This window comes from Syntrophales bacterium (assembly GCA_023229765.1).
GTDB lineage: Bacteria > Desulfobacterota > Syntrophia > Syntrophales > UBA5619 > DYTH01.
Genome location: JALNYO010000049.1, coordinates 1 through 22,259, shown reverse-complemented (window position 1 = coordinate 22,259; position 22,259 = coordinate 1). Strand labels below are relative to the sequence as shown.

Annotated in this window: 19 protein-coding genes; 13 read left to right on the top strand and 6 right to left on the bottom strand. The window is 50.2% G+C overall.

The window, feature by feature from the left end:
• Positions 1-194: 194 nt before the first annotated feature.
• Positions 195-374 (bottom strand): hypothetical protein, encoded by a 180-nt coding sequence (locus tag M0P74_16580; GenBank protein MCK9365204.1) that lies wholly within the window; start codon positions 372-374, stop codon positions 195-197.
• A gap of 563 nt (positions 375-937) precedes the next feature.
• On the opposite strand from M0P74_16580, the gene M0P74_16575 reads away from it, so the two are divergent.
• Positions 938-1,207 (top strand): SemiSWEET family transporter, encoded by a 270-nt coding sequence (locus M0P74_16575; GenBank protein MCK9365203.1) that lies wholly within the window; start codon positions 938-940, stop codon positions 1,205-1,207.
• Between the two features lie 259 nt (positions 1,208-1,466).
• Positions 1,467-1,910, top strand: a complete 444-nt coding sequence (locus tag M0P74_16570; GenBank protein ID MCK9365202.1) for an isoprenylcysteine carboxylmethyltransferase family protein — start codon at positions 1,467-1,469, stop codon at positions 1,908-1,910.
• A 23-nt stretch (positions 1,911-1,933) separates the two neighbouring features.
• On the opposite strand, the gene M0P74_16565 is transcribed toward M0P74_16570, so the two are convergent.
• A complete protein-coding gene (locus tag M0P74_16565) occupies positions 1,934-2,539 on the bottom strand; it encodes a M23 family metallopeptidase (protein ID MCK9365201.1) in 606 nt (201 codons plus the stop codon).
• A 583-nt stretch (positions 2,540-3,122) separates the two neighbouring features.
• On the opposite strand from M0P74_16565, the gene M0P74_16560 reads away from it, so the two are divergent.
• The 5 genes from M0P74_16560 to M0P74_16540 all read left to right on the top strand — a co-directional run bounded on the left by M0P74_16560 (position 3,123) and on the right by M0P74_16540 (position 10,013).
• The gene (locus M0P74_16560) at positions 3,123-4,220 is read left to right on the top strand and encodes an SMP-30/gluconolactonase/LRE family protein (protein MCK9365200.1); all 1,098 of its coding nucleotides are present in this window, start codon (positions 3,123-3,125) and stop codon (positions 4,218-4,220) included.
• A gap of 159 nt (positions 4,221-4,379) precedes the next feature.
• Positions 4,380-5,372, top strand: a complete 993-nt coding sequence (locus M0P74_16555; GenBank protein ID MCK9365199.1) for a KpsF/GutQ family sugar-phosphate isomerase — start codon at positions 4,380-4,382, stop codon at positions 5,370-5,372.
• 24 nt (positions 5,373-5,396) lie between these two features.
• Complete coding sequence (gene ppk1 / locus M0P74_16550; protein MCK9365198.1) at positions 5,397-7,754, top strand: polyphosphate kinase 1; 2,358 nt, start codon at positions 5,397-5,399, stop codon at positions 7,752-7,754.
• Positions 7,751-8,368 (top strand): HD domain-containing protein, encoded by a 618-nt coding sequence (locus M0P74_16545; GenBank protein ID MCK9365197.1) that lies wholly within the window; start codon positions 7,751-7,753, stop codon positions 8,366-8,368. Before ppk1 ends, M0P74_16545 begins: the two co-directional genes overlap by 4 nt.
• Before the next feature lie 37 nt (positions 8,369-8,405).
• On the top strand, positions 8,406-10,013 hold the full coding sequence (locus M0P74_16540; protein ID MCK9365196.1) for a CHAD domain-containing protein: 1,608 nt from the start codon (positions 8,406-8,408) through the stop codon (positions 10,011-10,013).
• A 14-nt stretch (positions 10,014-10,027) separates the two neighbouring features.
• Here M0P74_16540 and M0P74_16535 read toward each other — a convergent pair whose 3' ends face one another.
• From M0P74_16535 to pap, 3 genes are all read right to left on the bottom strand, one after another.
• Complete coding sequence (locus tag M0P74_16535; protein MCK9365195.1) at positions 10,028-10,540, bottom strand: transposase; 513 nt, start codon at positions 10,538-10,540, stop codon at positions 10,028-10,030.
• 29 nt (positions 10,541-10,569) lie between these two features.
• Positions 10,570-11,079, bottom strand: a complete 510-nt coding sequence (locus M0P74_16530) for a winged helix-turn-helix domain-containing protein (GenBank protein MCK9365194.1) — start codon at positions 11,077-11,079, stop codon at positions 10,570-10,572.
• A 68-nt stretch (positions 11,080-11,147) separates the two neighbouring features.
• The gene (gene pap, locus M0P74_16525) at positions 11,148-12,626 is read right to left on the bottom strand and encodes a polyphosphate:AMP phosphotransferase (protein MCK9365193.1); all 1,479 of its coding nucleotides are present in this window, start codon (positions 12,624-12,626) and stop codon (positions 11,148-11,150) included.
• A gap of 583 nt (positions 12,627-13,209) precedes the next feature.
• Here pap and M0P74_16520 point away from each other — a divergent pair.
• The 6 genes from M0P74_16520 to M0P74_16495 all read left to right on the top strand — a co-directional run bounded on the left by M0P74_16520 (position 13,210) and on the right by M0P74_16495 (position 22,085).
• Entirely contained in the window at positions 13,210-15,306 is a 2,097-nt protein-coding gene (locus M0P74_16520; GenBank protein ID MCK9365192.1) for a type I restriction-modification system subunit M, read from the top strand.
• A gap of 77 nt (positions 15,307-15,383) precedes the next feature.
• Entirely contained in the window at positions 15,384-16,547 is a 1,164-nt protein-coding gene (locus tag M0P74_16515) for a restriction endonuclease subunit S (GenBank protein ID MCK9365191.1), read from the top strand.
• Positions 16,548-16,550: 3 nt separating this feature from the next.
• Positions 16,551-17,801, top strand: a complete 1,251-nt coding sequence (locus M0P74_16510) for an AAA family ATPase (GenBank protein ID MCK9365190.1) — start codon at positions 16,551-16,553, stop codon at positions 17,799-17,801.
• A complete protein-coding gene (locus M0P74_16505) occupies positions 17,798-18,505 on the top strand; it encodes a TIGR02646 family protein (protein ID MCK9365189.1) in 708 nt (235 codons plus the stop codon). Before M0P74_16510 ends, M0P74_16505 begins: the two co-directional genes overlap by 4 nt.
• Entirely contained in the window at positions 18,505-21,561 is a 3,057-nt protein-coding gene (locus tag M0P74_16500) for a DEAD/DEAH box helicase family protein (GenBank protein ID MCK9365188.1), read from the top strand. The genes M0P74_16505 and M0P74_16500 overlap by 1 nt, the downstream gene beginning before the upstream one ends.
• Positions 21,562-21,617: 56 nt before the next feature.
• The gene (locus M0P74_16495) at positions 21,618-22,085 is read left to right on the top strand and encodes a hypothetical protein (protein ID MCK9365187.1); all 468 of its coding nucleotides are present in this window, start codon (positions 21,618-21,620) and stop codon (positions 22,083-22,085) included.
• Here M0P74_16495 and M0P74_16490 read toward each other — a convergent pair.
• On the bottom strand, positions 22,070-22,259 hold a 190-nt coding region (locus tag M0P74_16490), incomplete at its 5' end, for an IS630 family transposase (GenBank protein ID MCK9365186.1). The two genes, M0P74_16495 and M0P74_16490, sit on opposite strands and share 16 nt — an antisense overlap.

Here is a 22,259-nt window from a genome sequence, read left to right as displayed (position 1 = left end):
GTTTACTCTCCTCTCCAATTCCCCCCAGGAGATATCGATCGTGACGATACAAGAGGGTCACCTCTCCCACAGAGCCATCCTTGAAGAAGGATTTGAGATGTGACAGAGTGCACTCGGCCAAATCTGAACCATCCATCGGAACCAGGACCTTTTTATACATTTTCCTGCCTCCATTTTTAAAAAGGTATATCCCTTCACTTGCTCGTTTCCGGGAACTCGTTCCGCTGGCGTTCGGACGGCATCTCCAGCATCTGGACGATGAATCGCGGCTTGTATTCTATCCGCTGCGTATCGCTCCTGAGAGCTTGGTCGAAAAAACCCTCGACGTGGGACTGAAGCTGCTGCCATTCCTGATCCGGTGCCTTCTGATTCATGCTCATTACCCCTCTTTCCTTAAGAAGAATGATGGATGGTTCCATCTGAAATCTGTTCTGTCCCGATTCGGGCCGATGCCCTCACCGGGACAGTTGGGTCGCGACGATCGTGCAATCCCCGTGGCGCCCCCGTAATCCGTCGATCCGCATCGGCCCCGCAAGGCGCGGCGCCGACATCCCTTCTCCATCCTGAACAGTGAAGCAATCGTTTGTGACACCTCGATGCGCTTCTCAGAAAGGATCTTCATCCGGATGAGTAGGAAGATCATCAAATCTAACAGCAAAAAGTCTGCCACAAGCTGAAGAAGCAATGCAAGCCTTGGTTCATCTTTAATAACAATGGATTAGCTTAACAGGAAAATACAGCGGAGAACCATGAAATGATTCGTTTGGCCTCAATATTTGGTGGCACCTCACCATATTGAGGGATACTTTAAAAAATATTCACCGTTCCCTCACCAGGGTAACTTGATTTTTATACAATGATGTAAATCCATCTTCTTTGGAGTATAAAGAAACCATAAAGCACGTCGTGGCTATAACAGAAAAGCAGGAGAAAGCACTTGGAATGGAAGGAACTGATCGGATTTATAGGCGGATTTCTAACGACGATGGGAATGGTCCCACAGGTATGGCGACTTTTCAAGCTCAAGAGCGCCCATGAGATAAGCCTGATCTTCACTTTGTTTTTTATCATCGGTATCGCCTGCTGGCTGGTTTATGGAATTCTGAACGGGTTGATGTCCGTCATCATTTGGAATGGCATAGCATTGGTTCTGGGCGGCGGAATGTTCTATGCCAAGATGAAATGGGGCAGACAGGTCATAAAGTAACCCGTCTGGAAATGTTTACCATAAAACGGACCTCATTATTTTGCTGCAAGATGAGCGTGGTAACGGCGCAGTGTGTCAACCGCGGTAAGGCAGAGCGCCAGCCAAACAAGGCCGGCCGCAGTGGCCCCGAGCACATCACTTAGATAATGCGCACCCAGGTACATGCGGCTGAAGCCTACCAATAGTACCATCGCAATTGCGCTGATGACTATCAAATCAATATCGGTTGGAGCTGGAGAGCACTCGACAGGCCAATTGAATGGGAACAGAAAAATTCAAAGCATATACACTGGTCTCAATTCAGGTGATCGCCATTCTCTTGATTTTGGTGACCGGCTGGCCTTTGGCGGGCTATGTTCCTCTGTTGATCATTCAAATTGCCGGAGCCATGCTCGGGAGCTGGACCATTGTGATAATGGGCAGGAAAAACACCAACATTACGCCTCTGGTAAAACAGGATTCACATCTGGTCACAAACGGTCCTTATGCATTCATAAGACATCCCATGTATTCAGCGGTATTGCTAACCATCTGGCCACTGATCATGGATCAATATTCACTTTTACGTCTGACCGCAGCCCTTATTCTGACGATCGATTTAATCATTAAGATGTTGTACGAAGAAAGCCTCTTACGGAAGCACTTTGCAGGTTATGAGATCTACATGAGGGAAACCAAGAGGCTAATCCCTTTTGTCATTTAAACGTGTTTGGCTTGACGATCGCTTCATCGGTCGGCAGGATCATCATCTCCGAGAATGCGATAGGGAGAGCCAATGAACATCAGCGGATCAAGCAGTGTAAGCATTTCCGATGTGCCAATGATCTCCCAGTTGAGTCTCTCGTAACAAATGGCCATATTAGTCCGGGCGACCGTAATGTGCAAATGGGGCTTCATGGCGGTAGATGACCTGTTAGGTCCTGCGACGGAGGCAATGATGTCTCCTCCTTGCAGTGCCAACCCCACATGAATGTTGTCGCAGGGGGCAGTATGACCATAAATAGTCAAAATATTATAAGAATTATCAATTAAAGAAGGGTGCTCCACAATTATGGATTTGCCGAGAAAATCAGGGATGATGCCGACAACCACACCGTCAGACATAACCCGGATCTTGAAGGACTTGTCAATATGGCGGATCCTCTCTTCGCCATCCTTGTACAGCAGCAGATCGAGCCCCTCATGTCGCCTGTCACGAAGACCTTTATTTCCCCACCACTTGCCCGCAGCTTGAAACAACATGCCGGGACAGAAGAGCCACTCCTTAAACTCGGGGAGAGCGATTTCATCGATGGTAAAAACAAGCTTCTGCATACTATTTTGATCAGTCACTTCTTGCCCTCAAATCTGTTTGGGTAGCCTCCGGACTGTCAATCTAACCGCCTGCACCTTTGCATTTACGCAAATTGAAGTATTTGAAGCATTTTTTCAAGTAAAATCAATATCATTGATTGATACGACATCGTTTTTTACGCGAGCAAGATAACCAGCAACAGACTTTTGTGTCAAGCAAATATTGGCCACAAAATATTGCGTAAGGCGCTGCTGATCGGGGAGGATGTGCGTCAACTTTTTTCTTGACAAAATTTTTCAAATATATTGAGGTAATTGCAAAACTCCCCATTCTGTCATTCCCGCAACGATTCTGAGCGGGAATCTGGTTCTAACGGCTTGAAAAACCATATTCCCGATAGAGGCATTCGGGAATGACAAATGGTTTTGCAATTACCTCTATTGTCTATTATTTCTATGGTAATAATAGACAATAACGGGTGGCGATAAATTGAGAGGAAAGTATCCTCACCCTGATCGAAAAAATTGGGGAATCTTTTTTCCAGGCGGTTGAATTGATTTGTAAAAGCAAGTGGCGATTCACCTTGAAGGGATGACGCTTTTGTATTTATGTGGAGGTCTTATGAAGAAGACATTATTGACTTTTACTGTTGTTTTACTCCTGCTGGTCGCTTATTTAACCCTCTGGCCGGTCCCGATTAAGCCTGTCAGTTGGCATGCTTTCATGCCGCCCGGATATGTCGGTCCGCACGAAGTCAATACAAAACTTGTTAATCTCAAGATGATTTCACTGGGCAAAGAAGAGGGACCGGAGCATATCGCCATCGGCAAAGACGGCAAGCTTTACACTACTGTTGCCAGTGGCAACATCCTGCGGATGAATCTGGATGGCAGCGCTCAGGAGGTTTTTGTAAATACCGGCGGACGCGTACTCGGTTTTGATTTTGACGCATCCGGAAATCTTATCGCCGCCGATGCCATGAAGGGACTGCTGTCTGTCAGCCCCGACAAGAAGATCAAGGTTTTGACTGACAAGTTAAATGGAGAGCCGATCCGCTATGCCGACGCTGTGGTGGTGGCCAAGTCCGGCAAGATGTATCTGAGCGACGCGTCCACCCGCTTTGCGCCCAAAGATTGGGGAGGGACATTTGAAGCCAGCGTGTTGGACATCCTGGAGCAGTCGTCAACCGGTCGTATTCTGGAGTACGACCCGGCAAAGCAAACTACCCGCATCGTGGCGAAAGGCTTTAGTTTTGCCAACGGCGTCGCCCTGAGCCAGGATGAACAGACGCTCTTCATCAATGAAACCGGTAAATACCGGGTGTGGAAGATTTCTGTGGTTGCGAATGATCTCGACATCTCGGCCCCGAATGACCGGGCCAAAGTGCTGTTTGACAACCTTCCCGGTTATCCGGACAACCTGATGCGTGGACTCGACGGGAAGATATGGTTGGGTTTCGCCAAACCTCGTAATCCAACCATCGACAAAATGGCAGCCAAACCGTTCATGCGTAAGCTTACACTGCGCCTGCCGCGGGCTATGTGGCCAATTCCGAAAGCATACGGCCACGTAATGGCGTTCACGGAAGACGGCAAGGTAGTGACTGATTTGCAAGACCCGAGCGGCGCGTATCCCGAAACGACTGCCGTTACGGAGACCGCTGACCGGCTCTTCATCCAAAGCCTGCACGCCAAAGGGCTGGGTTGGATGCCCAAATGATCTCCTTTTCAGCATCTTACCTATAGTGAATTGTTAGGGTATTATTCCTGCAATTTTTTGCTTTGGATTTTTTTACCCTGAAGAAATGAACCTTGTCATATGCCGTTATTTCTGATACTTTCCCTATACTAAAGAGATTTTCACGGAAAGGGCATTCCATTGATTGAGGATATTTCCATACAGCAGGGTAGAGAGGTGCTCCGGATTGAAGCGGAAAGCATCTTCAGCCTGATCGGGAAAGTTGGCGAATCTTTTTCCCAGGCGGTTGAATTGATTTACAAAAGCAGGGGACGGGTGATCGTCGCCGGGATTGGCAAATCGGGGCTGATTGGCAAAAAGATCGTTGCCACTCTGACCAGCACTGGAACGAAGGCCCTGTTTCTTCATCCAGTCGAAGGATTGCACGGAGATCTGGGAATCGTGACGAGGGGCGATGTGCTAATCGCCATCTCCAACAGCGGGGAAACAAACGAACTGAACCTGATCATCTCCAGTATCCGCGAGCTGGGCGTGCCCTGCATCGCCTTTACCGGCAACCTCTCTTCGTCGCTGGCGCGCGCCGCCGATATTGCGATCGATGTTGGCGTGGAAAAAGAGGCCTGTCCGTTCGGCCTGGCTCCCACTTCGAGTTCCACCGCGGCGCTGGCGATGGGCGATGCCCTCGCCGTCGCGTTGATAACGCGCCGGAATTTCCAGGAGGAGGATTTCTACAAATTTCACCCCGGCGGCAATCTGGGACTGAGGCTGAGGGCGAAAATCCGGGATGTCATGGTTGCCGGATCCCAAATTCCTCAGGTGGCGGATACGGCGACCTTTCTCGAAGCGGTACGGGAAATGGACGAGAAAAACAAGGGATTCGTCATTATTGCCGATGCAGAAACCCATATAAAGGGAATCATGACCGATGGCGACATCCGCCGGATCGTTCGCAGGGAAGTTGATTTCCGCACAGCCTCTGTCACTGATTTCATGAGCCCGGCGCCCAAATCGATCAGGGAAGAGATCACCGTCGCCCAGGCGATCGAATACATGCAGCGCGAAGAGATAACCACCCTCGTTGTGGCAGACAGGGAAAACCGCCTCCAGGGATATGTGCATCTCCACGACATCCTGGGAAGAGGGGGATCACTGAAGATCGCCGTCGCGGAATAGCTTCAGGAAAAGGAGCATAAGCTCATGAAAGAGATCAAAGCGACAACGGTGAAAAAGAAGGGAACGGTAAAACCATCCCTCAAAAAGACAAAAGCGTCGCTTGCTCAAGACGATGCTGAACTGCAGACGCAGACAGCGGCGCATCCTGATGTGGAAAAGATCAAGGAAATAAGCATCAAGGACCCCTCTCTGCTGTTGAACCGGGATCTCTCCTGGCTCGAGTTCAACCGCCGAGTGCTTGAGGAAGCCGAAGACCCCGCTACGCCGGCCCTCGAAAAGCTGAAATTTATCTCCATCTTCAGCTCCAATCTGGATGAATTCTTTCAGATTCGCGTCGGCGCCCTGGCTCGTCTCATCCAGGCCGGGGTAATCGATGCGGATCCCTCGGGGATGCTCCCCCAACAGATCATGACAGACATCGCCCAAAAGGCGCGCGCCTACATTGCGCAACAGTACAGTTGTCTCCAGCAGATCGTTCTTCCCGGCCTCCAACAGGCCGGAATCCAGATTCGCTCCGTTGATTCACTTGACAAAAAAGAAATCAACAAACTTAACAGATACTTTGAGACGCAGGTGCTTCCTATTCTTACGCCGCTCGCCGTTGACGCGGGCCATCCCTTTCCCTTTCTCGGCAACCTGCGACTCAATCTGATGGTCATGTTCAAGGAGCCGCAGACCACCCTTGACTCACAAACGTACCTGTTCGACATGGATTCCCCGCAGGACAACTATATTCAGCCCTACGCCTTTATAGAGGTCCCTTCGCTGCTGCCGCGTCTGATCCCCGTGGAGGAGGGGATAAACAAAAACGAACGCCATTTTGTCCTGCTCGAAGACCTGATCAGTTTGAAAATCGGGGGGCTTTTCCCGGGGATGAATATCACCGCCTGCTTTCCCTTCCGCGTCACCCGCAACCAGGATTACGACCTCCACGAAGACTCGGTGATGGATCTGCTGAAATCGGTGGAAGCCGAACTTAAAGACCGTTCCAACAAAATCGCCGTCCGGCTTGAGGTAAAAAAAGGCTTCCACCAGAAGATGCTGCGCACCTTGTGCCGGGGGCTGGCAATGGAAGAAACCAATATCTATCACATACCCGGTCCGCTGAACCTCTGCGGACTGCTGCCGCTGTACGATCTGCCTGTTGCAAATATTTACCGGGATGAGCCGTTCAATCCCCGGATTCCCCGCCGTCTTGCCGGCAAGGAGGACATCTTCAGCGTGATCCGGGAAGGCGACATGTTCCTCCACCACCCGTATGACTCATTCGGAGTTGTTGTTGACTTCATCAACAGCGCCGCTGAAGACCCGGATGTGCTTGCCATCAAGCAGACCCTTTACCGGATTGACCGCAATTCGCCGATAGTCGAAGCCCTCTGCCGCGCTGCTGAACATGGGAAGCAGGTTACCGCAGTGATCGAGATCAAGGCCCGTTTTGACGAGGCAAAGAACATCGATCTTGCCCAGCGTATGGAAAAATCGGGCATTAACCCAATTTACGGCTTTGTCAACTGGAAGATCCACTGCAAGGCGGCGCTCGTTGTCAGACGCGAAGGCGATAAGCTGCGCCGCTATGTCCATCTTTCCTCGGGGAATTACAATACCCAGACAGCCCAGCTCTATACCGATGTCGGGCTGATGACCGCCGATCCGGAAATCAGCAATGACGTCGCCTCGCTGTTCAACGTCATTACCGGATTCAATTCTTGGACCGGCAGGGATATGCTGAAACCGGAAAACATCGAAGCGCGGTTCAAAAGGCTCTTCCTTTCCCCTGCAAATATGCGCGAGCGGATCATCGCGCTGATCGATCGCGAGATCAAGCAATCCTCCGCTAAAGCGCCCGGTCGAATCATTGCCAAGATGAACGCCCTGCTCGACGAACCTACCATCCGCGCTCTGTATCGGGCGTCACAGGCAGGCGTAAGGATAGATTTGATCGTCCGCGGCATCTGCTGCCTGCGACCCGGGATTCCCGGCGTCAGCGAAAACATCCACGTCACAAGCATCCTCGATCGGTTCCTTGAACATTCCCGCATCTACTACTTCCATAACGGCGGCAATCCGGACATCTATTCGGGAAGCGCCGACTGGATGCCCCGCAACTTCAAGAAGAGGGCGGAAATCCTCTATCCTGTCAATGACAAGAAGCTAAAAACGCGGATCGTCAATGAAATACTGATGACGTATTTAAACGACAACATCAAATCCCGCATCATGCAGCCGGATGGAAGCTACCGGCGTGTGCCGCGCGATACCGGCAAAGCCCCGGTGCGCAGCCAAAGCGCCCTGATCGCGATCGCGCGGAAGGGCGGGTTAAAATCGCCCCCCTACTCCGAACTTGTCAAACGGATCGGTCAACGGAAGGGTAGAAAAAAATGAACACTGGTGGGGAAAAAGAGTATAAAGCAGCCACTGTTGCCGCCGCAATCAAGAAAATCATTATCGAAGCAAATGCCGACTTGGCGCATGCAAAGAATACCACTAAACTGACGCTCTTTCTCTTCGACGCGCTTGCCGGCATCCACAAACTGACCATCCGCGACCGTCTTCTTTTAGAGGTCTCGTCAATGCTTCACGATATCGGCTGGTTACGCACAACAAACGGCGCTCATCACAAACACAGCCGCGACATGATTCTTGAGGCCAAACTTCCCGGAATTAACAAAAAAGAGCAAAAAATCTGCGCCCTGATCGCCCGCTACCATAACAAGGCGGAACCGGACGCGGCAAAGCACAGACAATTCGCCTCGTTGAAGAGTTCGAGCAGATTTATTGTTTTGTGGGGTGCGGCAATACTGCGGGTCGCCGACGGACTTGACTGCAATCATAATGGAAAGGTGCATGTTGTCGGCTGCAATATCGTAAAAACAAGACTGACGATCCTCCTTGCCGCCGGAAGCGACTGTTCCGGGGAAATCAGGAGGGCAAAAAGGAAGGGGGCGCTGTTTTCCCGGATGGCCGAACGGGAGCTGGCGTTTCTTCAATGCTTATAGCATTCCTCTTTGATATACACGGGACCCGGGAAAAAAGATGAAAGCCAAAACGCTGAAGAAAGACGAATACAGGTTCCTCCTGCCAAATTCCGGAATGGAGCAGGCCATTCTCGCTTCGCTGCGCGCGCTGGGTTGCGAAGTCCAAACACAGCGAACAATCAACCAGGAGGATATTTATCTCGATACGTTCGACTGGCGTCTCTTCAGGCGCGGTTTGTCGTTGCGTTTTAGTCGCACGGCAGGAAAGGCCCATTACACACTGAAAATCCCTGGACCAATAAAGGGTGACCCGGCGGGACATTTGGAGATTGAGTGCGCCGCGGGGGAAAAGATCGGGGAGGCATGGGATATAAAGGAAACGGACATAAACGGAAAGATCGCGGAAATTATCTACCCCCGCCGTCTTCTGGGACACATCGCCGTCCGCGCCAGACGGCGTACCTTCAAAGTTGTCCATCCTGACGGCACAGTGGTGGAAATTGCCTTCGTGTCCTCCGCGTTTCAGGCTGAGGCGTTCCAGAAACCAGCTTCCTGTCGCCTCTGTGAAATTGCACTCGACTTTACAAAGGGGACATCGGCGACACTGGAGGCAATGACGAAAAATATCACTGAAAAATTCGTCCTTCTCCCCTGCCCGCAGTCAATGTTAGAGACGGCAATCGAACGTCTCGGCATCAGTTTCCCGGCCAAGAATCCTCCGCCGGAACTGATTGTAAGCGCCGACGACCGCCTCGACATTGCAGTAAAAAAGATACTTTCCTTCCAGTTGCGTCGGCTTCAGGAAAACATCCCCGGAACTGTCGCGGATGTTGACACCGAGTTTGTTCATCAGGCGCGGGTGGCAACACGCCGGATGCGATCACTGCTGCGACTCTTTACGGACGCCGTTCCCAAAAGAAGCGCGGACTATTTTGCCGGGGAACTGCTTTGGCTCGGCTCGCTTTTTGGCGCCGTTCGGGATCTCGACGTCTTTTCGCTGAACGTGGTAAAATTCAGAAACGATATTGCGCTCGCCTCCCAGCGGACCACGGAGCTTCTGCTGCGGCAGATTCAGGGAGAACGCGCCGCGCGGCTTGCCACCCTCAAGGAGGAACTCGCTTCGACCCGCTGCCGCATCTTTTTTCTCAGGCTTTCGACCTTCACAACAAGGAAACCAGCAATCCGCCCACTCGCCCCGAATGCCCTCTCGAAGGCGGCCCCAATTGCCTCCTCGGTGATTTTCGAACATTTCGACAAGGCTATTGCTCTGGGCAAGCTTCTATTGCTAAACCCAAAACTCCGCAATTTTCATAAGTTACGGATTCAATTCAAGAAACTGCGTTACGCATCCGAATTCTTCAACCCAGCTTTTGACGGCGCCCTTTCTTCTTTTATCACGGATGCGGTAAAAATACAGGATTGTCTGGGAGAACTTCAGGATACTGTTTTTACTAAGGAACTGATCTCGGGTCTCCTGAAAAAATGGAGGGGAAGCGTGATGGAGCCGCGGCTGATATTTATCCTCGGAGAGATACATCAGCTCCAACAGGAGATCGCCCGTGCCAGACAATCCGAGTTTAAGGAAATCTGGGACCAATTCGACCGCCCGGAGACCGTTCTGAAACTCACCCAAGCACTGGGAACAGAAAAACCTCCGGAAGCGTAAGGGGACTTATTCCATTATGCTTTCAAGATGGCACTAATCCAAGGCCAGTTGGTCAAACTTTTGGTTGCCGATTTATTTGCTGCCATATTTTTCAATCCCAATTCGGCTTGCTTTATGGCTGCATCAAGTTCATCAAAGACGCGGTTGGCAAAGTACTCATGCCGAAGCATTCTCCAAATTTGTTCTGCCGGATTCAGCTCTGGTGAATATGGCGGCAGTCTAATAAGCGACATGTTTCCGGGAATTTGCAGGTCTTTACTTTTATGCGAAGAAGCACCATCTACCACCATAACTATGAACTCCTCGCTGTGCGCCATGCTGACTTGGTCCAAAAAAAGGGACATGTTCTCTGTATTCATCTTCTCCGTGGTCATGAAATCAATATCGCCATCCCAAGGGCTAACCGCCGCATATTCATAACGAAATTCACGGACTAACGCCAAGTTTACTACCGGTCTATGGGGTGAAGGAGCCCAACAGGAGCGGGGATCGCTCATCCTTCCGAAGCGGGCTTCATCCTGGAACATTAGCCGCAGGGGAAGATTATCTTCATTTTTTACACAGGCGGTTTCCACCGTTTCGGAGAATTTTTTTTAAATTCGTCCTGCAAGTCTGGGTTACTTTTGGGATGCTTTGTATCTGGTTGCACTTTCCTCCAATTATGGCGTGCCAATAACCTATAGGTTGTCGATATGGGAATGTTTCTACCCAAACGGTTAACCAGTGCCTCATGAATGGGTGGAACTGTTAAAACTCCTCCGACTGTTGCCTTATCAATCCATTGAGAAAGAAACTCTTGTTCTTCTTCGATTGTCATAGAACAATGACGACGCCCTCCCCATAAGTTCTTCGGAGTGTCGTCTTGATTGCGAATATTGCTGCGATCACGAAAAACAGTGCGGCGACTTGTACCAAGTATTTCTGCAACCCGATCTGCATCAAGGCCTTGCTCTGCCACGAGCAGTATGGAAAGCGCCTGTCGATACTCGGATATTGTTGCTGCTTGATCACGCAATTGTTTAGCTCTCGCCACCTCGTCAACGCTGATTTGAATCTGTCTTGCCATAGTGCACCTCCATGGCAAGATAATACCATAGTGTCATCTTGAATGCAAATTGGAATTAAACAAAAGACTCATAAAACCGCCTCAATATTTTTGACAACCGTCTTCAAAATATCGATGCGCGCGGCATACTTGTTGTCAGCAGCCACTATCCGCCACGGGGCGATCTCCGTAGATGTTCTGTCAACCATGTCGCATACCGCCGTATGGTACAGATCCCATTTTTCCCTGTTTCGCCAGTCTTCCTCGGTAATCTTGAAGCGCTTGAACGAAGTCTTTTCCCGCTCCTTGAATCTTTTCAATTGCTCCTCCTTGTTTATCTGCAACCAGAACTTGACGAGAATTGTCTTGTTGCGGACGAGCTGAAGTTCGAAATCGTTTATCTCCGAGTAGGCGCGCGCCCAGTCGCTTTCAGAGCAGAACCCTTCAACCCGTTCAACCAGCACCCGGCCATACCAGGAGCGATCGAATATCGCAAAGTGTCCGCGACGAGGAATATGCCTCCAGAAACGCCAGAGATAGGGCTGGGCCCTTTCCTCTTCGGTGGGAGCGGCAACGGGAATTCCCTGATAGATGCGGGCGTCGAGCGCCCCCATTACCCGCCGGATAGCGCCGCCCTTCCCAGCCGCGTCCTGACCCTCAAAAACCAGAACGACAGAAAACTTTTTGAATCTTGGATGACGCGTAAGGGTACTAAGACGTCCCTGCCAGCTCTCCAGCTCTTTTTCATATTTTCCCTTACTTATTGCCCTTGCGGTGGGCAAAGCGGTGAGGACGTCCTTGCCATCTATCTGGGGAGGTATCGGTGGTATTCTATCAGGCAAACGTTTGACGGGTTCATCGTCAAGTCTTTCGCGTATCGCCTGCTGTAGCAGCCTGCCCACTGTCAGAGTGCGGTAATTATGGTCAAGCCCTTCCACAACGATCCAGGGCGCCTCCGCGGTGCTCGTCTTTCTCAGAAAATGTTCTGATATTTTCCGGAATTTGTCATAACTTTTGAAGCGTTCCCAGTCACTGTCAGTGACCCGCCAGCGCGTGCGGGGATCCTTCTGGAGCTCCTTGAGACGTTTTTTCTGCTGTTCTTTGGAAAGATGAAACCAGAATTTCAGAATCAGCGTTCCTTCATCACTGAGCATCCGCTCAAACCGGATGATCTCTTCGGTCGCCTGATCGAGTTGGGCGGATTTCAAATTACCCAGCACCCTTCCGATTATCGGTGCGGAATGCCAGGCGCCGTAAAAAATACCTGTACTGCCCTTCGGCGGGAGCGCCCGCCAAAAACGCCACATGTAGGGCCGCTCAGACTCCTCATCGTAAGGCTCAGAAAACGCATGAGTATGTATATGCCGAGGATCCATCCATTCATTCAAGACGCTGACCGTCTCGCTCTTGCCTGCCCCATCGACCCCGCCGACAACAATGAGCACGGAAAACTTTCCGCTCCGGAGAAGATCATACTGGGCATTCAACAAATCCTCGCGCAACCCGGGAACGTCGCGATCGAAAGTCTGTCTGTCAATCTTGTGTCCAAGCTCCGCTGATTCAAACATATCAGTTCCTCCAAGTTTTGCATAAGGTACGAATGTTATATACACTATTTTCATAATAGAAACAACCGGCCTGATGCAAATTAACACTTCGTTAACGCTGCCGTAAGCTCTCAGTGGATAATCTGACCAGGATTTGACCGTTTATTCTGCATTCAAGCACCCTGAACGTCTTTCCAAAAACTACAGAATGAATATTTATGGAAATAGTAGATTTGGAATGAATATCGTGATAGTAGAAGGGACAAAAAAATAGAGAACTACATAATATAATTCCAGCGGATTGTGACCTGCCTCATTGGCTCTTTGTTCATTGCGCGAGATGAGTATGAATTCTGAACAAAAATGCCTTTGCTGTAAACGTGAATTCCCCAAGAATAGACCTCGTGTATGCCCATTGTGTGATCATATCTTCCGTGGAAGCGGATGGGACGGTATTGATGCGCATTGGAGAGCTAAACACGAAGATGTTATGAAGTATGCTGATTTCTGGGAATCGCTTTGTGAAGATCACAAAAAATAACAGAATCTTAAGTGGATATAACCAACCGAGATTGCCATTTAGCTGATTGAAAGCGAGCAACCCATGTCCAACCACCAAGAACATTCGAATTTGATCTGGCAAATAGCCGACCTGCTCCGCGGGCCTTACCGCCCTCCTCAGTATGAGCGTGTCATGCTGCCCCTGACGATTCTCCGCCGATTCGACTGCGTCCTGTCGCTGTCAAAGGATTCAGTGCTTCGTAAGTACGAACAGGTAAAGGACAAACAGAAGGATGATGCGCTTGACAGCGTTCTAAACAAGGCCGCCGGCCAGAAATTCCATAATCACTCTCCCCTCACCTTTGAGAAGCTGAAGGGTGATCCGGACAACATCGATAATCACCTGGTCAGTTTTATCAATGGTTTCTCCGCAAATGTCCGACGCATTTTCGAATACTTCGAGTTTACAACCGAAATTGAAAAAATGCGCGAAGCAAATATCCTCTATCTTGTCATCTCTAAGTTCTGCGAAGTGGACCTCCATCCGGACAAGGTGCCCAATGAGGAAATGGGCCTCATTTTCGAGAACCTTATCCGCAGATTCAACGAATTGGCCAATGAAACTGCCGGGGACCACTTCACCCCGCGCGAAGTCATCCGGCTGATGGTCAGCATACTGTTTATCCATGATGATCAGCTTCTCGCCACTCCTGGTACAGTACGCAAACTACTCGACCCCGCTTGTGGTACTGGAGGTATGTTAGCAGAGGCCCAAAACTACCTCCGCGCCTATCATCATGAGGCGAGACTGTATGTCTATGGTCAGGATTACAATAAACGTGCATATGCCACGGCTGCTTCCGACATGCTCATTAAGCAGGTGGATCACAACGGAGGCGGGGACAACATCCGATTTGGTGACTCGTTTACCGAGGATCAATTCTCCGATGAGAAATTTGATTATTTCCTCACCAACCCGCCATTTGGTGTGGATTGGAAGAAGCAGCAAAAAGAAATCCAGAGGGAACATGAAAAATTAGGATATGGGGGGCGTTTCGGCGCTGGATTACCGCGAGTCAATGACGGCTCTCTGCTTTTCCTTCAGCATATGGTTAGCAAATTCGAACCGGTGCATCCTGAGCAGCTCAAGCAAGGATCTCGACTTGCCATAGTGTTCAGCGGTTCCCCCCTCTTTACTGGTGGCGCAGGTTCCGGTGAAAGCAATATACGCAAGTGGATTATCGAAAATGACTGGCTGGAGGCAATCATTGCCCTGCCTGAGCAAATGTTCTACAACACAGGTATCGGCACATACATTTGGATCGTAACCAACCGTAAGGCGGAACACCGTAAGGGTAGGATCCAACTGTTTGACGCGCGAAACATCTACGTACCGCTACGTAAAAACCTGGGCGACAAAAAACGCATGATCGGTAATGGTGAAGATGGAACGCCGGACCAAATCCACGACATCGTTAAGGCATATGGAACTATGGAGGAATGGCGGCTCGTGGAATGGACGGATAAGCTGGGAAGGCGTGTTAATTTAAAACTCATTCCACCGAATACAGCCGCACCAGAGGTGCCTGCAGAGCAAAATGTTGATGTTAATGACATATCAAAGGTTTTTGATATAAACGAATTTGGCTACACACGCGTTACCGTCGAACGCCCCCTGCGATTACGTTATCAGATGACTCTTGATGACAAGGCCCGATTCCTTGACGCGTGCCCACACCTACTTGACGATGTGCAGGCAATCGACAAAGCACTTGGTCGTGAACCGCTGCCTGACTGGAATATAATTCGACAGCGCCTCCAAGATGTTCTGCAGGAATGTCGATCCAAGTGGAAGGCACCTGAGCTCAAACTCTTCAGAGATGTGTTCACCCAGAGAGACCCGAACGCAGAACCAGTATTTCAGGGAGGCTGCAATGAGGGTTTCGAACCTGACAGTGAATTACGTGATTTCGAGAATATTCCCCTCAAGGATGATATTGATGAGTATTTCTGCCGTGAAGTTGTTCCCCATGTACCCGATGCCTGGATGGACCGCAGTAAGGACAAGGTGGGTTATGAAATCAACTTTAATCGTCATTTCTATCGTTTCACTACACCTCGTGACCTCAATGTCATTGATGCCGATTTGAAGCAAGCTGAGGAGAAAATTATGAAGCTTCTAAGAGAGGTGACGTCGTGAGATTAGATACTACGTGTGGGCGACCGACAGTACGGTTGAAGTATGCCGTCCAACTTCGCCGTATGCAGGTTGATGGTATGGACGACAATCGACCATATCTTGGTTTGGAACATATTGAGCCAGGCACTGGTCGACTTGCGGAGGGGACATTTGGCCCAACTGAGCCGGAGGAGTTTTCAGTAACATCAGGAGAATCTCTCTGCAATACTTTTGAGCCGGGCGATGTGCTTTTTGGAAAGCTGAGACCATACCTCACTAAAGCTTGGATCGCTGAATTTTCTGGCCGCTGCACCACGGAGTTTCTCGTTATGCAACCAGTAAATTTTAACTCACGATTTCTTCAATATATCTGCCTGTCTCCCGGATTTATTGATGCGGTAAATGCTTCAACCTATGGCTCGAAAATGCCAAGGGCGGATTGGAATTTTATCGGGAACATGCCGGTACCATTACCAGCATTAGATAAGCAAAATATCATCGCGGATTATCTCGACAAAGAGATATTAAAGCTGGATGATATGTTAGATGCAAAGAAGCGGCTTTTGGATTTGCTGGAAGAGAAACGACGTTCTCTCATTACTCGTGCTGTTACCCGTGGGTTGAACTCCAGTGCTCAAATGAGGGATTCTGGGGTTGAGTGGTTGGGACCAATTCCAAAATATTGGAAAACAAAACGAGTCAAATACTTATTTCGTCTCATTACAGAACCAGCTCCACCTGATAACAATTTTGAGTTGCTCTCACTTTATACGGAGGTAGGTGTACTTCCACGAAAAGATATAGAGGCAAGAGGTAATAAGGCTACAACAACTGATAATTACTGGCTTGTAAAACCTGGAGATTTGGTTGTAAACAAACTTCTTGCTTGGATGGGTGCATTTGGAGTGTCCAACTATGAAGGTGTAACAAGCCCTGCCTACGATATTCTCAGGAAACTTAATGGAGTCAACTCAATTTATTACCACCACCTATTCAGATGTGGAATATGTTTCCCTGAGTTTCGCCGCAGATCAACAGGGATTATGGATATGCGTCTAAGATTATATTTTGATCAATTCGGCGATATGCGAGTTCCTGTCCCACCCGAGAACGACCAATATGCGATTGTTCGGTATATACAGCAAGAAACTGCAAAGCTCGATAGTTTGCGAAATGCAGCAGAGAAGACCATAGGCTTGTTGAATGAGCGTCGATCGGCTCTTATCTCTGCTGCCGTTACCGGCAAACTGGAGGTCAACTAAATCATGAGAATAAAGAATCTTCAGGTAGCTAACCTTAGGTCATTCGATCAGGCTAAATTTGATTTTCAAGAGGGCATGAACCTATTGGTTGGAGTAAACGGCGTCGGCAAAACTACCGTGCTCGATGCTTTGTGCATCTGCCTATCAAGAATCCTTCCTAATGTTACAGCATCACGCAGTCGCCCTCTTCCTTTCGTTGAAGACGATATTCGCGTTCATTCGAACTTCATGACAGTCAATTGTTCATTTAAATTTCAAGGCACAGATTTTACATATCTCGTACATAAAAACCGGGAAAGTAGTGTGCCAAGAGATTCTGACAAGCCTCGTGAACAGGTTTGGGAAACACCAGACAAGGAAGACTTTCAGCCACCATTACCCAGCTCCTTTAAGGAACTTAAAAAAGAGAAAGAACAGCCATTGGGGATTTTTTTTTCGACACGACGCTCCTTGGTGTCTGATGCGTCACCATCAACGGCAAGTGCTGCTGGTCGTCAAGCCGCTGCATTTGCTGATGCACTTTCACGACGTGAACTTCGACTTCAAGAAATAGCATATTGGATCCGAGCACAGGAAGCACAAGGCGCTGAACTTCCTCTGGTGTTAAAACACCTCGTGGCACTAAAACGTGCCGCAAAATGTTTTTTACCGGAATGTGATAACCTACGGGCTGATAAATCACCAAAACCGCGACTTCTCGTGGACAAGGCAGGAAAGACACTGGATCTACGCCAACTTTCTGATGGAGAACGAGGTATGTTCGCATTGGTTCTTGACTTAGCCCAGCGTCTTTCACAGGCTAATCCCAAACTTGAAGATCCTGTCAAAAATGGCTCTGCCATAGTGCTGATTGATGAGATTGACCTGCACCTACACCCAAAATGGCAGCGGTCAGTTGTCATGCAGCTAACAGAGACTTTCCCAAACTGCCAGTTCATAGCAACTACGCACTCGCCACAAATAGTAGCAGCTGTTGAGCCAGAGCAGGTCTTGTTATTTAAAGGAAGTGACATCATTCGGCCTGACCGCACTTTAGGCATGGATACGAACTGGATATTACGATTCTTAATGGAGACAGATGACCGACCGAGTGATGCTTCTAAAGCAATATTAGACGTCGAAGCACTGATAAGGGAAAGCAATTTCAAAAATGCACGTCTATTAATTGACGCTAAAAGGAATGCTGGGCTTGATCTTCCTGAATGGTCTGTTCTAGAGGCCCGAATGGCACGAATGGAGCTGTTAGCAGAATGAAGCATGTGAGAAAGGCAGGTATGCCTAGTAGCTATTATGTTTGGCGTAGACAAGTATGTGGTAGTGCAAATGAAGACTATCGATGCTTACAGAATCCTGAAAAAAGGCATCTCCATCAAACTTTGTTACAGGAGCAGGGTTGGCTATGTGCCTACACTATGCGGAGGGTTGATGAACGTAACTCTCACATCGAACATATTAAGCCCGAGAACCTTTGTAGAGCTGAACGAATTGGGTCCGACCTTGATTATGACAACTTGATTGCCTGTTTTCCATGCATAGGGATGGGCAGACGTTATCGCTATGGCGCTCAAGAGAAGGGTAACTGGTGGGAAAACGATGGCGCAGAATTCATCTCGCCGTTACATCCAAGTTGCGAAAGGCATTTTTGCTTCGACTTGGAAGGAAATATTAAACCTGCTGGCAATGATCATGCTGCTATAACTACTATAAACGTACTTTGTCTTGATCACCCCAGCCTAACTGATGATCGAAGACGTGTAATTCAGGAATTCGTCTATGGCGAAGCAGGTGTCGATCCTATTTCAAAAGCTCAGGCCCAGCGTGCCATGGGTAAGATTTGTAGTTTAGATGCCTCTGGACGTTTTTACGAATTCTGTATCGCTATATATCATGCACTTCAAGAGCATGTGGACCACCTTAACAGAATTGCCGTACGCAGACGCTTTAAAGGGATCAGATAATGATGTTTGCAACTTCAGCACCACATAGTGAAACCTCCTTTGAAACCGTTATCGAATCCTACCTCATAGAGGACGGGTACATCCACGTCTCGTCTGAAGACTTCGACCGTGAGCGAGCGATCTTTCCGAAAGAGGTGTTGGCCTTCATCCGCGAGACGCAACCCCAGGAATGGGCAAAGCTGGAGGCGCTGCATGGGGAGCGAACCGGGGAGCAGGTTCTCGGTGATCTGTGCAAATGGATGGATACCTACGGATCCCTGACCACACTTCGCCATGGCTTCAAGTGTTATGGCCGGACCCTGCGGGTGGCCTTCTTCAAGGCTGCGCATGAGCTCAATCCGGAACTCGAGGAGCGCTACAAGGCAAACCGACTCGGGATTACCCGACAACTACATTTCTCCACCCACTCGGAGAAGTCTCTCGACGTCACCCTTAGCCTGAACGGCGTCCCTGTTGCCACGGCAGAACTCAAAAATCCGCTCACCGGACAAACGACGGATAACGCAAAGCGTCAATACCAACAGGACCGCGACCCCCGTGAGCCGATCTTTGAGTTTAAGCGGCGGTCCCTGGTCCATTTCGCCGTGGACACCGAAACCGTGTTGATGACCACCCGACTGGCCGGCACGGCGACACATTTTCTGCCGTTCAATCGGGGGCGTGACGGCGGTGCCGGAAACCCTCCAGATCCCGATGGTCGCACTTACCGAACCGCCTACCTGTGGGAGGAAGTCCTCCGGCGTGACAGCTTCCTCGACCTTCTGGTCCGGTTCCTCCATCTGCAAATCGAGGAAAAGCGCACAGAAGAGGGGCGCAAAGTCAAGAAGGAGACCATGATCTTCCCCCGCTATCACCAGCTCCAGGCGGTCCGTACGCTTGTGGATGCGGCGCGCAACGAGGGCGTAGGCAACAACTATCTGATCGAACACTCGGCGGGCAGCGGCAAGAGCAACACCATCGGCTGGTTGGCCCACCGCCTGGCTTCGTTGCACGACAGCGACAATCAACGAGTTTACGACTCGGTTATCGTCATCACCGACCGCGTGGTCCTGGACCAGCAACTTCAGGATACGATCTACCAGTTTGAGCACAAACGGGGCGTCGTGCAAAAAATCGACGAGAGCTCGCGGCAACTGGCCGAGGCGCTAGAGAACGCAGTGCCGATCATCATCACCACCCTCCAAAAGTTTCCTTTCGTTTCCCGGCAGTTGCTCAAAATGGCCGATGAACGGGGCGAGAACGGTACAGGAACGCTCACGACCCGCCGGTGTGCGGTTATCATCGACGAGGCACACAGCTCCCAGGGAGGAGAAACAGCGACCGACCTCAAGGAAGTGCTTGGGGGCGAGGCATTGAAGGAAGAGGCAACACGCCGAGCTGCCGAGGAGGGTCTGTCCGATATGGAGGAACTCTTCCGTAGCATGGCCAAACGCGGGAAGCAGGCCAACCTGAGCTTCTTCGCCTTTACTGCCACACCCAAACACAAGACCTTGGCGGTCTTCGGGCGAAACGGCAATCCCTTCCACCGCTACACTATGCGACAGGCCATCGAGGAGGAGTTCGTCCATGATGTGCTGAGGCATTACACGACCTACGCCACCTATTTCAAACTGCTCAAAGCCTGCGAGGATGATCCGAATGTTGAGCGGAAAAAGGCTGCACGGGCACTGGCGCGCTTTCTGAAACTACACCCACACAATATCGCCCAGAAGACGGAGATCATGGTCGAGCATTTTCAGGCGGTGACCCGCCACAAGATCGGCGGCCGGGCAAAGGCCATGGTCTTGACCGGTTCGCGCTTGGAGGCTGTTCGCTACAAACAGAGCTTCGACCGCTATATCAAGGCGAAGGGCTATCACATCAAGTCGCTCGTTGCCTTCTCAGGGACCGTGCAGGATGACAAACTCCCGGATGTCCATTACACAGAAGAGATCATGAACAACGGCGTGAAAGAGAAGGAGCTTCCGGAGAAGTTCGCCACACCCGAATACCAGGTACTGCTTGTCGCTGAGAAATATCAAACCGGGTTCGATCAGCCACTCCTGCATACAATGTTTGTGGACAAGCGGCTAGCAGGCATTCAGGCTGTTCAGTCCCTCTCCCGCCTGAACCGGACGCATCCACTCAAGGAAGACACCTTCGTGCTGGATTTCGTGAACGACCGGGAGGATATCCGCGAGGCCTTCAAGGCGTACTACGAAGGCGCCGTGATGGGCGAAGAGGTGGACCCGGCGCGGATGTATCAGATCAAGGGTGAGCTGGACACCTCCGGCATCTATCTGAGGGAGGAAGTGCAGCGGTTTTGTGAGGTCTATTTCAAGCCGAGGCAGCGGCAAAGCCCTGCGGACCATCAAGCCATGAACGCCGTCCTGGATCCAGCAGTAGATCGCTTCACTGCCAACCAGCAAGAGGATGAAGACGAGGCGGAACTCTGGCGTGGCAAACTCTATGCCTTCCGCAACCTTTACGCCTTCCTGAGCCAGATCATCCCCTATCAGGATTCCGACCTGGAAAAGCTCTACGTCTTTCTACGCCATCTTGCCCCCAAACTGCCGCGCCGCGGCCGGGGTCCTGTATATGATTTCGATGACGATGTACGGCTCGAATACTATCGTTTGCAGAAGATCAGTGAGGGATCGATCTGCCTTAAAGAAGGCGCTGGCATCGCCCTGGACGGACCGACAGAAGTCGGTAGCGGATTGGTCCGTGAAGAACCCATGGCGCTCTCCCGACTGATCGATATCGTGAATGACAGGTTCGGGACGGACTTCAACCAGGCCGACCAGCTCTTTTTCGATCAGATCATCGAAGCGGCAACCTCCGACGAGGCCCTCCAGCAAGCTGCCGTCGTCAATCCTGGCGACAAATTTGAGCTGGTCTTCAAGAACCTCCTGGAAACCCTCTTTGTGGAGCGGATGGACCAGAATGAGGAAATCTTCGCCCGATTCATGAATGATGCAGCCTTCCAGAAGGTCGTCACTGGCTGGCTGGCCTCCGAGGCGTATAAACGGCTACGGGCGAAGGCGGAGGGGATTAATAACCTTCGCTATTCATAAGCCCATATTCTTGGGACAAGCTTAATGCGGAGCATGGACATGCTAATGGGCAGCAGATGAAATCACCTGAGTTCGTTTGTCACGCAGGCAAGGGCCTCTTCTCTTTCCGCGATTCTGTCGTGGAATCACCCTTTATGTTGTACCGAAATCCCTATTGGATAGGAGTGATTGCGGAAGAAGGATTCACTTACGAAACAGCATCCCCCATAATTCAAGAACGTGTTCCCGTTCAACTTGCAGGAATTCTGCATGATGGGAGACCCATCAAGGCAGATGCCCTGCTTCTCACCAAATCAAATCCGCCTGGAAACATTGTAGGTGTTGAATTTACTGCCATGGAAGGTATCTCGCTCGGACAGGCGGTTGATGCACCCCCCAAGAGAAGCGTGTATCCTATGACCGGATGTTTCAAAGGGGAAATTGCGATCACTCATGATGGATGGGAAATCAGCACCAACCCATGTCCAGAACCAGATACTGCAAAAGATCTTCTAGTACCATGTAACGCCTATAAATTCGGATAAAGGCGCTTCAGTTTGATCCGAGCGTCCGATGTCGTAAATTGCCAGGAAATTTTTCTGGCACTGTTATTTCGGTCTCTTTCCCATGCGGCCACTTGAGTTTGCATGGTTGCCATGTCGGGAATTCGGCGATCAAGGCACTGTCCTTTCAGAACGCTGAGTTCGATCTCCGCCATG

What these genes read in the sequence shown, in the direction of transcription:
- M0P74_16580 (MCK9365204.1), bottom strand. Translation starts at nt 374, where the DNA reads ATGAATCAGAAGGCACCGGATCAGGAATGGCAGCAGCTTCAGTCCCAC.
- M0P74_16570 (MCK9365202.1), top strand. Translation starts at nt 1,467, where the DNA reads ATGGGAACAGAAAAATTCAAAGCATATACACTGGTCTCAATTCAGGTG.
- M0P74_16560 (MCK9365200.1), top strand. Translation starts at nt 3,123, where the DNA reads ATGAAGAAGACATTATTGACTTTTACTGTTGTTTTACTCCTGCTGGTC.
- ppk1 (MCK9365198.1), top strand. Translation starts at nt 5,397, where the DNA reads ATGAAAGAGATCAAAGCGACAACGGTGAAAAAGAAGGGAACGGTAAAA.
- M0P74_16545 (MCK9365197.1), top strand. Translation starts at nt 7,751, where the DNA reads ATGAACACTGGTGGGGAAAAAGAGTATAAAGCAGCCACTGTTGCCGCC.
- M0P74_16540 (MCK9365196.1), top strand. Translation starts at nt 8,406, where the DNA reads ATGAAAGCCAAAACGCTGAAGAAAGACGAATACAGGTTCCTCCTGCCA.
- M0P74_16535 (MCK9365195.1), bottom strand. Translation starts at nt 10,540, where the DNA reads ATGTTCCAGGATGAAGCCCGCTTCGGAAGGATGAGCGATCCCCGCTCC.
- M0P74_16530 (MCK9365194.1), bottom strand. Translation starts at nt 11,079, where the DNA reads ATGGCAAGACAGATTCAAATCAGCGTTGACGAGGTGGCGAGAGCTAAA.
- pap (MCK9365193.1), bottom strand. Translation starts at nt 12,626, where the DNA reads ATGTTTGAATCAGCGGAGCTTGGACACAAGATTGACAGACAGACTTTC.
- M0P74_16520 (MCK9365192.1), top strand. Translation starts at nt 13,210, where the DNA reads ATGTCCAACCACCAAGAACATTCGAATTTGATCTGGCAAATAGCCGAC.
- M0P74_16515 (MCK9365191.1), top strand. Translation starts at nt 15,384, where the DNA reads ATGGACGACAATCGACCATATCTTGGTTTGGAACATATTGAGCCAGGC.
- M0P74_16510 (MCK9365190.1), top strand. Translation starts at nt 16,551, where the DNA reads ATGAGAATAAAGAATCTTCAGGTAGCTAACCTTAGGTCATTCGATCAG.
- M0P74_16505 (MCK9365189.1), top strand. Translation starts at nt 17,798, where the DNA reads ATGAAGCATGTGAGAAAGGCAGGTATGCCTAGTAGCTATTATGTTTGG.
- M0P74_16500 (MCK9365188.1), top strand. Translation starts at nt 18,505, where the DNA reads ATGATGTTTGCAACTTCAGCACCACATAGTGAAACCTCCTTTGAAACC.
- M0P74_16495 (MCK9365187.1), top strand. Translation starts at nt 21,618, where the DNA reads ATGAAATCACCTGAGTTCGTTTGTCACGCAGGCAAGGGCCTCTTCTCT.